The organism is Roseibium aggregatum (assembly GCF_017309185.1).
In the GTDB taxonomy this organism is placed as follows: Bacteria; Pseudomonadota; Alphaproteobacteria; order Rhizobiales; family Stappiaceae; genus Roseibium; species Roseibium aggregatum_B.
This window is the reverse complement of sequence record NZ_JAEKJZ010000001.1, coordinates 483986-497146: the sequence shown is the minus strand read 5'-3', so window position 1 is coordinate 497146 and position 13161 is coordinate 483986. Positions and strand designations below refer to the sequence as shown.

General features: G+C 58.3%; 12 protein-coding genes. 7 read left to right on the top strand and 5 right to left on the bottom strand.

What is annotated here, in order from left to right; translation table 11 throughout:
- The first annotated feature begins 203 nt into the window (after positions 1-203).
- Entirely contained in the window at positions 204-689 is a 486-nt protein-coding gene (gene bfr, locus JF539_RS02300) for a bacterioferritin (RefSeq protein WP_207140796.1), read from the top strand.
- Between the two features lie 291 nt (positions 690-980).
- Here bfr and JF539_RS02295 read toward each other — a convergent pair whose 3' ends face one another.
- Complete coding sequence (locus tag JF539_RS02295) at positions 981-2492, bottom strand: AMP nucleosidase (protein ID WP_207138741.1); 1512 nt, start codon at positions 2490-2492, stop codon at positions 981-983.
- 271 nt (positions 2493-2763) lie between these two features.
- Here JF539_RS02295 and JF539_RS02290 point away from each other — a divergent pair, with 271 nt between their 5' ends.
- The 5 genes from JF539_RS02290 to JF539_RS02270 all read left to right on the top strand — a co-directional run bounded on the left by JF539_RS02290 (position 2764) and on the right by JF539_RS02270 (position 8235).
- Complete coding sequence (locus JF539_RS02290; RefSeq protein WP_207138740.1) at positions 2764-3450, top strand: DNA-3-methyladenine glycosylase I; 687 nt, start codon at positions 2764-2766, stop codon at positions 3448-3450.
- 131 nt (positions 3451-3581) lie between these two features.
- Entirely contained in the window at positions 3582-4721 is a 1140-nt protein-coding gene (locus JF539_RS02285; protein ID WP_209016967.1) for a site-specific DNA-methyltransferase, read from the top strand.
- A 268-nt stretch (positions 4722-4989) separates the two neighbouring features.
- The gene (locus JF539_RS02280; protein WP_209016966.1) at positions 4990-5946 is read left to right on the top strand and encodes a GAF domain-containing protein; all 957 of its coding nucleotides are present in this window, start codon (positions 4990-4992) and stop codon (positions 5944-5946) included.
- A gap of 121 nt (positions 5947-6067) precedes the next feature.
- Entirely contained in the window at positions 6068-7588 is a 1521-nt protein-coding gene (adh, locus tag JF539_RS02275; protein WP_207138738.1) for an aldehyde dehydrogenase, read from the top strand.
- A gap of 275 nt (positions 7589-7863) precedes the next feature.
- Positions 7864-8235, top strand: coding sequence for a hypothetical protein (locus JF539_RS02270; protein WP_207138737.1), 372 nt, complete (start codon positions 7864-7866; stop codon positions 8233-8235).
- Position 8236: 1 nt separating this feature from the next.
- On the opposite strand, the gene JF539_RS02265 is transcribed toward JF539_RS02270, so the two are convergent.
- On the bottom strand, positions 8237-8923 hold the full coding sequence (locus JF539_RS02265) for a hypothetical protein (RefSeq protein ID WP_207138736.1): 687 nt from the start codon (positions 8921-8923) through the stop codon (positions 8237-8239).
- Between the two features lie 114 nt (positions 8924-9037).
- The gene (locus JF539_RS02260; protein ID WP_207138735.1) at positions 9038-9760 is read right to left on the bottom strand and encodes an alpha/beta fold hydrolase; all 723 of its coding nucleotides are present in this window, start codon (positions 9758-9760) and stop codon (positions 9038-9040) included.
- Positions 9761-9948: 188 nt separating this feature from the next.
- On the opposite strand from JF539_RS02260, the gene JF539_RS02255 reads away from it, so the two are divergent.
- Complete coding sequence (locus tag JF539_RS02255) at positions 9949-10662, top strand: peptidoglycan-binding protein (protein WP_207138734.1); 714 nt, start codon at positions 9949-9951, stop codon at positions 10660-10662.
- Between the two features lie 88 nt (positions 10663-10750).
- Here the strand turns inward: JF539_RS02255 and tyrS are convergent, their stop codons facing one another.
- Both tyrS and JF539_RS02245 read right to left on the bottom strand, forming a co-directional pair.
- Positions 10751-12028 (bottom strand): tyrosine--tRNA ligase, encoded by a 1278-nt coding sequence (gene tyrS, locus JF539_RS02250; protein WP_207138733.1) that lies wholly within the window; start codon positions 12026-12028, stop codon positions 10751-10753.
- 229 nt (positions 12029-12257) lie between these two features.
- Positions 12258-12842: a hemerythrin domain-containing protein gene (locus JF539_RS02245; RefSeq protein ID WP_207138732.1), complete on the bottom strand. Its 585-nt coding sequence runs from the start codon at positions 12840-12842 to the stop codon at positions 12258-12260.
- Positions 12843-13161: the final 319 nt, after the last annotated feature.

Below are 13161 nucleotides of genomic sequence, written 5' to 3'. Positions count from 1 at the left end.
TACTCCGTTTCATAACATTTGTTATTTCGAATATATGAATATAATGGTCCTGATTGTTTGATTCAAATCAAATCAGAGCGCCTTTTCAGCCGCTGCGGAAACCGGCCGGAAATTCCCGAACAATTTTCGAAATTGCACTGGACAGATTCTCTAGAATTATTCTAAACTAGCACCCTACCAAATGCTAATGGAGAGGCATGGCCATGAAAGGCAACGAGAAAGTCATTGAGCGCCTGAACGAGGCACTCTTCCTGGAACTGGGGGCGATCAACCAGTACTGGCTGCATTACCGCCTTCTGGCCGACTGGGGCTTTGCGAAACTCGCCAAGAAGGAGCGCGAGGAATCCATCGAGGAAATGCAGCACGCGGACAAGATCACCGACCGCATCATCTTCCTGGAAGGCCTTCCGAACATGCAGAAGGTCGCGCCTCTTCGCATTGGCCAGAACATCAAGGAAGTCCTGGAAAGCGACCTCGCAGGCGAGTACGACGCCCGTACGTCCTATTCCAAATCCCGCGAGATCTGCCGCGAGGAAGGCGACTACGTCTCCATGCAGCTGTTCGAGGAACTTCTTTCCGACGAGGAAGGTCACATCGACTTCCTGGAAACACAGCTTGAGCTTCTGGATAAAATCGGTGTCGAGCGCTACGGCCTCCTGAACGCCGCCTCCGCCGACGAAGCAGACTAACCGGAAACGGCTCAAGGCCCCATCGACGCAATTTTAAACCGGTGCCGAAAGGCGCCGGTTTTTTGCTGAGTACCCCTCGGACCGTCATGCCGGCCAGCGCGCCATGAAGCGGAATCGCGTGAGCCGAAAATCAGCGAACAAGCGCGAGCAAAGCGAGCATCAACTCCCGTACCTGTCTGAAGGAACTTGAGTACCGATCGCCTTCGGCGCGGAAGATTTGTCAGCAGCCACAAACCGGCGCAAATAAGCGCCGTTTTATGTTGCCAACAGCAGCCAAGGTGCTTCCGGGTTTCACTGGAACGCGGTTTCCGCGAAGCTCCTGAGCTTGCGGGAGTGCAACCGCTCGGCTGTCATGTTGCGCATCTGCTCAAGAGCACGGATGCCGATCTTGAGGTGCTGGCTGACCTGGCGCCTGTAGAAATCCGTCGCCATGCCGGGAAGTTTCAGTTCACCGTGTAGCGGCTTGTCCGAAATGCACAGGAGCGTTCCGTAAGGCACGCGAAACCGGAATCCGTTGGCCGCAATCGTGGCCGATTCCATGTCGAGCGCGATCGCCCGCGACTGGGAAAACCTCTTGACCAGTTCCGGCTGGTTCCAGAGTTCCCAGTTTCTGTTGTCGAGCGAGACGACCGTGCCCGTGCGCATGAGCCTCTTGAGTTCGTAGCCGTCGATGCCGGTTATTTCCGCGACCGCATCTTCCAGGGCCACCTGAACCTCGGCCAGGGGCGGGATCGGCACCCAGATCGGCAGGTCCTGGTCGAGCACATTGTCCTCGCGCACATAGCCATGGGCGAGGACGTAGTCGCCCAGCGTCTGGCTGTTCCTGAGGCCCGCGCAGTGGCCGAGCATCAGCCAGACATGAGGCCGGAGCACGGCGATATGATCGGTGATGGTTTTCGCATTCGACGGGCCGACACCGATGTTGACCATGGTAATCCCGCTGCCGTCGGCCCGCTTGAGATGATAGGCGGGCATTTGCGGCAGCTTGTCCGGCCGGACCCCGGTCGACGGGGCGGTTTCGCCTGCCTTCGTCACCAGATTTCCCGGCTCGACGAATGCCTCGTAGCCCGCCTCCGGATCGTCGAGCACGTCCTGGGCCATGCGGCAGAACTCGTCGATGTAGAACTGATAGTTGGTGAACAGGACGTAGTTCTGGAAATGCTCGGCCCTGGTCGCGGTGTAATGCTGCAGCCGGTGCAGGGAGTAATCGACCCTGGGCGCCGTGAAGGAGGCCAGCGGCATCACGCCGTCGCTCGGCTCATAGGTGCCGTTGGCGATGGAGTCGTCCATGACGGTCAGGTCGGGCAGATCGAAGATGTCGGCGAGCGGCGCCTCGAGGTTGGCCGCCGCAGCCCCACCTTCCACATGAGCGCCGTCGTAAAAGGCGAAATGCAGCGGGATCGGCATGTCGCTGTCGCCGATAAGAACCGGAACCTCGTGATTTTTCATCAAGAGCGACAACTGGGTCTCGAGGTAATTCCGGAACAGATCCGGGCGGGTGACCGTCGATGCATGGGTTCCGGGGCCCGACACGAAGCCGTAGGACAAGCGGCTGTCGAGACGGACGTGGCTGTCCGTCACGATCCGGATCTGGGGATAGAAGGCCCGCACCCGCCCCTGGATCTCCTTGCCGTCCAGGAGGTCCTGAAAGCGCGCCCGCAGGAAGGCCGTGTTGGCTTCGAATATCCCGACAAGACGCTCGACCGCCTTCGCCGCGTCCGTGAACACCTCAAGCGGGTGGGACGGTGCGAACCGTATGCGGCGAGCGGGGCGTTCGAGATTGCTGCTGCCGGATGTGCTCATGAAACGTCTCCTGATTGTTGTTGTTTATTGTTACCGGCCAAGGTCGTGCCAAGTCTTTCGCGCGTCAACAGATCTACCGAAGGTTTTTGAACGATTTTTCGGCGCGGCAAAAATTTTTCACAGACCTTGAGCTCACGCTTCTCCTTCCGCCAAAGGGATCAAACCGCTCCCGAGACTGAAACGGCCACCAGCCCAAAACCTGCGCTGTCGCGCTTTCCCGGGATGGGATGGTATAGATCGCGTGACCAAATCGAACCGCGCGGAGCCCATCATGAGATCCTTCGAAGACGTTGAAGCCCTCGCGGCGGAGCGAAAAGGCGGCGCGGAGAAACTTGCCGCGCTGCTTGCCGAACACGCTGCGCCCAAACCGGAAGCCGAACTTGAGAACATCGGCGACGACCGCTGGCTCTCCATGTTCACGAAATGCGTTTTTCGCGCCGGCTTCAGCTGGAAGGTAATCGAGGCGAAGTGGCCGGGGTTCGAACAGGCCTTTCAGGGCTTCGACGTGGCTCGGCTCGCCTTTTTGCCCGACGAGGCCTACGAACAGCTTCTCAAGGACAAGCGCATCGTCCGCAACGCCGCAAAAATCAAGTCCGTTCAGGAAAACGCACTCTTTCTCAAGGATCTCGCCACGGAACACGGCAGCGCGGCCAGGTTCTTCGCCCGCTATCCCGTCACCGACCAGGTCGGCCTGATGGAGCTCCTGAAGAAGCGCGGCAGCCGCCTCGGCGGCAACACCGGCCAAATCGCGCTCCGGTACATGGGCAAGGAAAGCTTCATCCTCTCCGGCGATGTGGTTAACGCCCTGGTCCGCGAAAACGTGATCGACAACGACCGTCTTTCGAAAAAAAATCTAACCGCAATCCAGCAAAGCTTTAACGAATGGAAGACAACGTCCGGTCGCAATCTCAACGAAATCAGCAGAATTCTGGCCTTTTCGGCGGGACCGGCGCATTAACCTCTCATTCAGCTTTTACGATTGTAAACAAAGCCTTGATTCAATAAGAATTTTTGTTTTCATCGCTTAACCGCTGATTTACCAAAACCGGTAACCATGACACTCGAAATTGCGTGAGGTAATGCGTCGCAATGAGTGTACTGCGTACCGGGGTGTCCAAAGCGGCACCCCACCAATCAAATTGTGCGGAAGCACCCGCTTCCTGGTTGAACACCATTCTGAAGGGCGACTGCGTGTCCGCCCTTGAGAAGCTGCCGTCCCGGTCCGTCGACCTGGTCTTCGCCGATCCGCCTTATAATCTGCAGCTCGGCGGCGATCTCCACCGGCCCGACCAGTCCAAGGTCGATGCCTGCGACGATCACTGGGACCAGTTCGAGAGTTTCGAGGCCTACGACGCCTTTACCCGAGCCTGGCTGCTGGCCGCGCGACGGGTGATGAAGCCGGACGGCTCGCTCTACGTGATCGGCTCCTATCACAACATCTTCCGGGTGGGTGCGATCCTTCAGGACCTCGGCTTCTGGATCATGAACGACATCGTCTGGCTGAAGTCGAACCCGATGCCGAATTTCCGCGGCAAGCGGTTCACCAACGCCCATGAGACGATGATCTGGGCGGTGAAGTCCAAGGAGGCCAAGCCGACCTTCAATTACGATGCCCTGAAGACCTTCAACGACGATCTTCAGATGCGCTCCGACTGGCATCTGCCGCTGTGCACGGGCGCCGAACGGCTGAAGGATCGGGCGGGACAGAAAGTGCACCCGACCCAGAAGCCGGAAGCCCTGCTCTACCGGGTGCTGACGGCCTCGTCGAAACCGGGCGACGTGGTGCTCGATCCTTTCTTCGGCACGGGCACCACGGGTGCTGTCGCCAAGAAACTCGGTCGCCACTTTGTCGGTGTCGAGCGCGAACAGGACTATATCGACGCGGCCACCGCACGGATCGACGCGATCGAACCGGGCGCCGGTGAAGCGCTTGAGATGCAGCAGGGCAAGCGCGCCCAGAAACGCATCCCCTTCGGCACGCTGCTGGAAAGCGGCCTGATCGAACCGGGCACCGAACTGACCTGTTCCAGAGGACGGCACCTTGCCGTCGTGCGCGCCGACGGCTCGCTGAAGTCCGGCGATCATACCGGCTCGATCCACAAGGTCGGCGCGCTGGTCCAGGGCCAGGAGGCCTGCAACGGCTGGACCTTCTGGCACACCAGCAAGGATGGCAAGAGGTCGCCGATCGACGAATTGCGCAAGGAAATCAGATCCCGCCTGCAGGCATAAGCAGGTCACAAAAAGGGCGACCTTCGCTTTCCCCGCGAATGACCCTTCAACCCCGTTTCCCAGAAAAGGAGACGGGGTTTTTGTATGCACGCCCGCGCTCCGCCGTGGCTGCTACATCCGGTCTTGCCGCGACGCCTGCATGCCGAAGCTTGAATTCTTCCGCAAATGCCGTCATCCTTCACCGCCTTACGCAGCGTTCATGGGAGGAACGGATCGACGGCTGCCAGCCACTTGTCCTGCAAGCCTGCCGAAGGTTCATGATCGCAAAATGAAAAATCACGTGGATACCGTCTTTCAGACCGTGCAATCGGGGTCGGCGCCGGCCGTTTCCCGGATCGCGGCATCGTGGCGGCGCTCGATGGACAAGCACGGGCTTCATCCCGGAGAGGGCCATGGTCCAGAGCGGATCGGCGACAGCCAGTTGCGGCAACGCCTCGACCGGACAGGCGCCCTTTCCCGGATCGCGGCACCGAAACTGGACCAGCTTTTCGGCCTGGTCGGTCAGTCCGGCTGCACCGTGCTTCTCACGGATGCCGAAGGGGTCATTCTCGACCAGCGCTGCGGACCCGCCGATGAAACAGTTTTCCGGGAATGGGGCCTGTCGACGGGAACCGACTGGAGCGAAGCGGCCGTCGGAACCAACGGCGTCGGCACCTGCGTGGCCGAGGAACGTCCTATCATCGTTCATCAGAACGAGCATTTCCTGGCACGCAACGCCGGCATGAGCTGCATGGATGCGCCCATCTTCGGCCCGGATGGCCGGCTTGCGGGCGCCCTCGACGTATCCTCCGCCAGATCGGACCAGACCGAAGCCTTCAACCGGCTGATCGCCGCGATGGTGGCTCAGATGGCACGCCAGATCGAAGCCGAGGCGTTCCGCGCAGCCTTCGCCCGGGACCGGATCGTCTGTGCCGGCACCGACGCCTCGGACACGACGATGCTGCTTGCCGTCGACTGCAACGATATCGTCGTCGGGGCGACCCGTGGCGCGCGCAAGGCTTTTGGTCTCGGGATTGCCGGTCCGCTTTCGCCGCGTCCCGCAACCGACCTCCTTGGCCGGAACGACGAGGCAGGCGGCTTGAGGACCGCCGAACGGGCCGCCGTCGTGCGCGCCCTCACCCGCGCGGGCGGCAATGTCTCGGAAGCCGCGAGAGCTCTCGGCGTCGGGCGGGCAACGCTTTACCGGCGCATGAAGAGGCTCGGCATCGGCGAAAAGACCTCCTGACCTGTCTCAATACTGAGACAGTGCGCCGGCGTGAACGCGTGCCCCCGGGCTGACAGCCCCGAGACCTCTCGCCATTTTCCTCCAGTGCCTGGCGGAGGACCAGGTCATTGGAGGAAAAATCATGAACGAGATGCCGACTTTCGCGGATGTGAACACTGCGCCATTCGCGGCCCGCTACGACAATTTCATCGGCGGCAAATTCGTCGCGCCCGTCAACGGGCGTTACTTCACCAACATCACGCCGATCACCGGCGCCGCGGTGGGCGAAGTGGCCCGCTCCGACGGCGCGGACGTCGAACTGGCGCTGGACGCCGCCCATGCGGCAAAGGAAGGCTGGGGCAGAACTCCGGCCGCCGAACGCGCGAATGTCCTGCTCAAGGTCGCTGATATCATGGAAGAGAACCTCGACCTGCTTGCGCGGGCCGAGACATGGGACAACGGCAAGCCGATCCGCGAGACAACCGCTGCCGACATTCCCCTGGCCGTCGATCACTTCCGCTATTTCGCCGGTGTCCTGCGCGGCCAGGAAGGCTCGATGTCGGAAATCGACGCCGACACCATCGCCTATCACTTCCACGAGCCGCTCGGCGTCGTCGGGCAGATCATTCCGTGGAACTTCTCGATCCTGATGGCCGCCTGGAAACTGGCGCCGGCGCTGGCCGCCGGAAACTGCATCGTGCTGAAGCCGGCCGAGCAGACGCCCGCCGCAATCATGGTGCTTGCCGAACTCCTTGCCGACGTGCTTCCCGCCGGTGTTCTCAACATCGTCAACGGCTACGGTGCTGAAGTCGGAGCACCCTTGGCCAAATCGCCGCGCATCGCCAAGATCGCCTTCACCGGATCGACCCAGACCGGCAGGATGATCATGCAATACGCCACGGAAAACCTGATTCCGGTCACTCTGGAGCTTGGCGGCAAATCGCCGAACATCTTCTTCTCCGATGTCATGCGTGAGGACGATGCATTTCTGGACAAGGCCATCGAGGGCTTCGTTCTGTTCGCCTTCAACCAGGGCGAGGTCTGCACCTGTCCGAGCCGCGCGCTGATCCAGGAAGACATCTACGAAGCCTTCATCGAGCGGGCGATCGAACGGGTCAAGGCCATCAAGCAGGGCGATCCCCGGGCCATCGACACCATGGTCGGCGCGCAGGCAAGCCGTGAGCAGCAGGACAAGATCCTGTCCTATCTCACCATCGGCGTCGAGGAAGGCGCGGAGGTTCTGGTCGGCGGCGCGGAAGCGAAGTTCGACGGAGATCTCGCCGGCGGATACTACGTCCAGCCGACCATCCTGAAGGGCCACAACAAGATGCGCGTCTTCCAGGAGGAAATCTTCGGTCCGGTCGTTTCCGTCACGACTTTCAAGGACGAAGCCGAAGCCCTGGCGATCGCCAACGACACCATGTACGGCCTTGGCGCCGGTGTCTGGTCGCGCGATGCCAACACCTGCTACCGCTTCGGACGCGCGATCGAGGCCGGCCGCGTCTGGGTCAACAACTATCACGCCTACCCGGCTCACGCCGCCTTCGGCGGTTACAAGCAGTCCGGCATCGGGCGCGAGACCCACAAGATGATGCTCGACCACTACCAGCAGACCAAGAACATGCTGGTCAGCTACAACCCGAACAAGCTCGGGTTCTTCTAACCGATCGGAAGAACCCATTTCGGGGCGGCTCGTCCACCCGGCCGCCCCCTTTTTTTCACATCGGCAGCCTTGCCGATCTTGCGATGGCAGGCTGTTGGGTCAGCTCTAGAAAGAACCACCCCGATAGTATCCCTCAGCTTGGCCAGTGACGATTAATTACCAGAAAATGCCTCCAAACTATTATCTATTAAAAGTTGCACTTCTGTTTCAGTTTAGCTATTTTATTCTAAAATCAGCTTAAATATCATGATTGGAACATATTTTCGGAGATTATAATGTTGAAAATTCTCATCTTTTTAGTTCTTCTTTTCGCCGCAATGGTTAAATCTCAAAATATTCATGCAGCAGATTTAAGGGACTGCGTTCAGGAAGATGTTTCCATCGAGTTCGTTGAATATTACGTAAATGCGAATAACAGGTTCTGCATGAGAACTCATACCTCAATGATTGATGAGAATGAAGTGACGATACCGTCCAAGCAAGGAACAATACGTATTTTCTGTCCTGCAGGAATCCAAACACCAGAAGGATACGTTTTTCCTGGTGAAATCATTTTCCACGCCTTTGAAGCTAACAATATCGATGAACACTCTCGAGGCATTGATCTAAACTTCGATTCTTGCAAAGTTTATCCTGGATCTCACTGAACTAATTCAGAAGTTTTACCAAAAATTCTATAATTTTTTTTGTTTCTTCCAGTTTACTTATTTCTTGATAGTTTCGAAAAAAGTATCCGATAGTTACAATTACGAAACATGACCAAATTATAAAAGAATGTATAAACTTCGACCTATCGAGTTGCCTCTTAAAACTACTATCCACTTCTAGAATTTCTTGCATTTCTATTTTTGCATATTCTTTTGCTCGCAGCGGAGCGGACTTATCATCCAAGTGATTTGATTTACTTGCAATTGCAATCTCTCTTTCTGCTGCGTGCAGAATTCTCTTTCGCTTCTCAGTTATTTCTTCACCGAGCAACCTCAATTTTAGTCTCGCATTCGCCCTTGCTGCACGCTTTCCAAGAAACTCTGCAGTTGCGTTTACATGGTAGTAAACACCGAAGCAAAATGTTACCACTAAAAGAAAACTCGAAAACAGAAGATACTGAGTAACCAATACCTCAACTTCCAAATCAAATATTTTCAACGCGCTGAGATCCGACATAAATAACAAAAGGCTGAAGAACGAAACAAAAACAAAATAGTTTCTAGATTTTTCTAAATCTTGATTCAGCAACTCACCCAGATTTAGAGAATTTATTTCACTTAACGCATCACTTACACGCTTTTCTATTTCTTCATCGACAATTACAATCTTTTTACTTGATATCGGCATTTACTACCTCCCAAGCAAATATAATCTGGATTTTATCCCGCAAATATTCTTGCAAAAATAGCAATAGCTATATCTTGATATATATAGTTGCCTTTTGCAAGAAATTACAACTTATTAAAGTGGATTATCTAATTCTTCCAGAAGGTCCGCCAGCGCTTCGGGTTCGCTCACCATGGCGTCGTGCCCGGAGGCGATCTGGGCGACGGGCCAGCCGAGCCCTTGAGCGCGCTCCAGAGCGACACGGGCCGGACGATAAGCCGGTTGCATACACTCGATATATGCGGCAGGCAGAGCGTTGCCGACCGGATTGTTCAGGTTGAGAGCCGTGGTGAAGGTTCTGAACGGATGCGGCGTAAGCCGGCCCTCCAGAAAGGCCACATCCGAGGGGCGAACGATGCCGAAGCTCTCGGGTGGGGCTGGCGGCAGGCTCAGGCCGCCGCTTGTTTTCTCCGCCACCGCCCTGCGCTCACGCGCCATGTCGCCGGGAAGGAGATCGAACCAGGTTTCTCCGCTTTCAAGCATGATGGCATCGAGATAGATCAGTTTGCGGATCCGCTCCGGCAGCACATCGGCAACGCCCGTGACCGGAATGCCCCCGAAGCTGTGCCCGACCAGAACAACCTCACCGAGGTCCTCATAGTTCAGGTGGCCGACGATATCGTCGACGAAGGTCTGGATCGTGATATCCGCGGACAGAAGATGCGCGCGCTCTCCGAGACCGGTCTGGGTCGGAGCCGTGACCCTGTGCCCCCGGGCCCGCAAGATCTCCGCCACGCGAGACCAGCACCAGCCGCCGTGCCAAACCCCGTGGACAAGAACAAAGGTTCCGGACTTCATCGCTGTTTGTCTCCTCCTGTCTGCGGGCAATCCCGCCCTGTCCCTGTCCCTGCCGCAGCGAAACGTGCTCGCCCATGGATTGCGCAAGCCTGTGACGCTGGTCACGCCATCTTGAAGGCAGAAACACCACTATCCCGTCCGATAGCAAAGGGCAGTCGCTGGGCTTAAGCAACTGGAGATTGGAACAGATGGCGTCTGTCTTTGCCAAACGTGGATACAAGGGACCTTATGTCGAACAGGCCCAGAAGAAACTGAACAGCCTTCCTCCCCATGCCGGACTGGATCCGGACGGTAATTTCGGCGCCAGGACCGAAGGCGCCGTGATGGCGTTTCAAAGCTCGAAGGGCCTGATGGCCGACGGTGTGATCGGCGCGTTCACGGACGCCGTTCTGTTCGGGAAACCCTTTGAAAAACTGAAGAGAAGGCCGCCCGCGGTCAGTCAGAATAACGGCAAGACCTGCTGGGCGGCCGCGACGGCGAGCTGGCTGCAAACACGGGTCGACCGGAAAAACTATTCGATGGCGCAAATCATCGAAGGCATGCAGGAGGAAAAGGCCGCCGATGGCGAGGGCGGCCTGCGAATACCGAGCGGTCAGCAGGTCTGGGAACTGCTTTTGGGCCTGCGCCCGGTCAAACAGTCGCCCGGAAAGTTTTACGCCGAGAGCGCCTTGGCGAGGCTCAACATGTGCGGCCCCCTGATGGTCGGCTACAAGCCGGCCTCCGGACACGTTGGACATGTCGAGGTCATGTGGGGAACGACCATACACCGCGAGGGCCCTGCGATCGTGACCATGGATCCCCTAGGAACGCATTCCTCCTACAAGGTCATTCGAATTGAGGAGATCCACGGCATGACCGGCAAGATCACCACATGGTTCCCGACAACGCCCCTGATCCTTTGAGGTCTTGTCCCGGCAACCTCAAGCCGGGCAACCTCAAGCAGTCAAACCAAAGATGGAGGTTCGGGCCGAAACCCGAACCTCACGGCGACTACGCAAATGCCACCAGCGCCTTTCGGCGCTTGCCGACGGAGAGCGCCAGCCGGTCGTCGGCCTGCAGGTCTCCGATGGCGATACGGCGGCGCGGATCGTCGGTGACCGCATTGTTCAGCCGGACACCGCCGCCCTCCACCAGTCGCCGCGCCTCGCCGTTGGAAGCCGCGAAGCCCACTGCAACGACAAGCTCCAGAAGTCCGAGACCGTCCGCCAGCATCTTCAGCGGCAGTCTATGGGTCGGTTCCAGGACTTCGCCCTCGCCCGCAAAGAGGGCGTCACCCTGCTGCAGCGCGGCGCGGGCTTCTTCGGGGCCGTGAACGATGGTGGTCACCTGGGTGGCCAGGATTTTCTTGGCTTCGTTCAGCTCGGCGCCCTGAAGCTCAGACAGGCGCTCGACCTCCCTGATCGGCAATTCGGTGAAGAGGCGCAGGAACCGGCCCACATCCGCATCGGCGGTATTGCGCCAGAACTGCCAGAACCCGAAAGGCGACAGATGTTCGGGATGCAGCCAGACGGCGCCGGCCGCGGTCTTGCCCATCTTGGCACCGCTTGCGGTGGTCAGAAGTGGTACGGTGAGACCGTGCAGCTTGCGACCGTCCCGGCGGCCGAGTTCCACGCCGTTGACGATATTGCCCCACTGGTCCGAGCCGCCCACCTGAAGGCGGCAATCGTGACGCCTGGCCAGTTCCAGAAAATCGACGGCCTGCAGCATCATGTAGCAGAATTCCAGTACCGTCAGGGGCATCTGCGCGTCGAGGCGGGACTTGACGCTGTCGAAGGTCAGCATGCGGTTGACGGTGAACTGGGATCCGTAATCGCGGAGGAACTCCAGGAAGCGGAACTCGTCGAGCCACTCCGCGTTGTCGATCAGGAGCGCGCCATCGGGCCCATCCATGTCCACCAGCCGTTCCACGGAGCGGCGGATGGACGCGATATTGGCGGCGATCTGCCGCTGTTCGAGCATCGGCCGGGCGTCCTTCCTGAAACTCGGATCGCCGATCTGGCTGGTGCCTCCGCCGAGCACGACGATCGGCCGGTGCCCCAGCTTCTGCAGCCAGCGCATGGTCATCAGCGGCATCAGGTGGCCGACGTGCAGGCTCGCCGCCGTCGCGTCGAATCCGGCGTAGGCCGTAATCGGTCCGCCGGACAGGGTTTCGTCCAGCGCATCGATATCGGTGCATTGGTGTACGAGCCCGCGTTCCAGAAGCACGGCGAGCGCTTCGGATCGGAGTTTAGTCGCCGGTTTTCCGGCTTCGATCATGTGGTTGGTCATGGTCCGCTTCCTGGTTCCCCCGCCAGGAAGCCGGTCATGAAACCAAAAAGCCGCCTGACGCGGCGGCTTTTTAGGTTTTCAAGGTCGAGACAAGATCCTACGCAGCCGCCGATATGTCGGTGACGTAATAGAAATAAACGAAGGCTGCGCTCATCTTGCTCATGCAGCCTAGATGCGCGACACGGCGCAAAGAGTCAAGCCGGTTGTTTCACGGCCGGACAAGCCTGCCTCACGAAACGCCGAGTTCATGTTCGCCGCGGTCCAGCATCAGCGGCACGATCAGGTCTTCCTCATCCACGAGATGCCGCATCAGACCGCCGATCAGGGAATCGCTGGCGGCCGCGTAGGCATCGGCCGCGCGGCGGATGGCGTCGCTGTCCTGCGTCCTTAACTGGCCCAGGAAGGAATTCGCGCTGCCGATGACCGTGTCGATCCTCTGGTGGATAAGCTCATGGTCGCTTTCCAGCAGTTCGAAGCCGGGCGCAAGACGCGTCTCCGCCACCATGAAAACCGGGAAATACTGATGATCCTCGATCATGTGATGATGATGCAGATCGGTCAGAAAGTGCTGCAGGCGCGGCGCGAAAAGTCCGCCGAACTGGGCTGCGGGAATATTGCCTTCCCGGAACTGTCGCAGAAGCGCCTCCAGCGCCGCTCCGGCGGCCCGGAAACCGTCATGGCGGCTCAGCCAGAACTCCGTCAGCGGCCCGAGATTGCGGTGCGCTGCCCAGTCCTCGCGCGGACAGCCCTTCAAGAGGAACAGCCACTCCTCAGGCAGGCCGTGCCGTGTGTCCAGATCGTGCGGGGGTATCAAGGCGGGGTTCGATCCTCTTCTTTCCGTCAGCCGATGTGTCAGCGAAGTCGGTTTGCGCGGGCTGATACGTAACAAGGTGCTTTCTCTCTTGTGCGAAAGATCATTGAATATGACTCATCTGAACGGCTTTGTCCGGCAATATGGCTTCGACCGCCAGGTTTCCAATCAAACTTTTTATTTCTAATGTCTACACGACCTGTGGTTGCTTTTATTCTCTCTCCTCCATTGTCAAAAATCGGAGAATACCGCGAAAAATTCCAAAACAACTTCCTGACGCAAAATTTTTCTGATTATTATATTTTTACCGGACACGGATTAA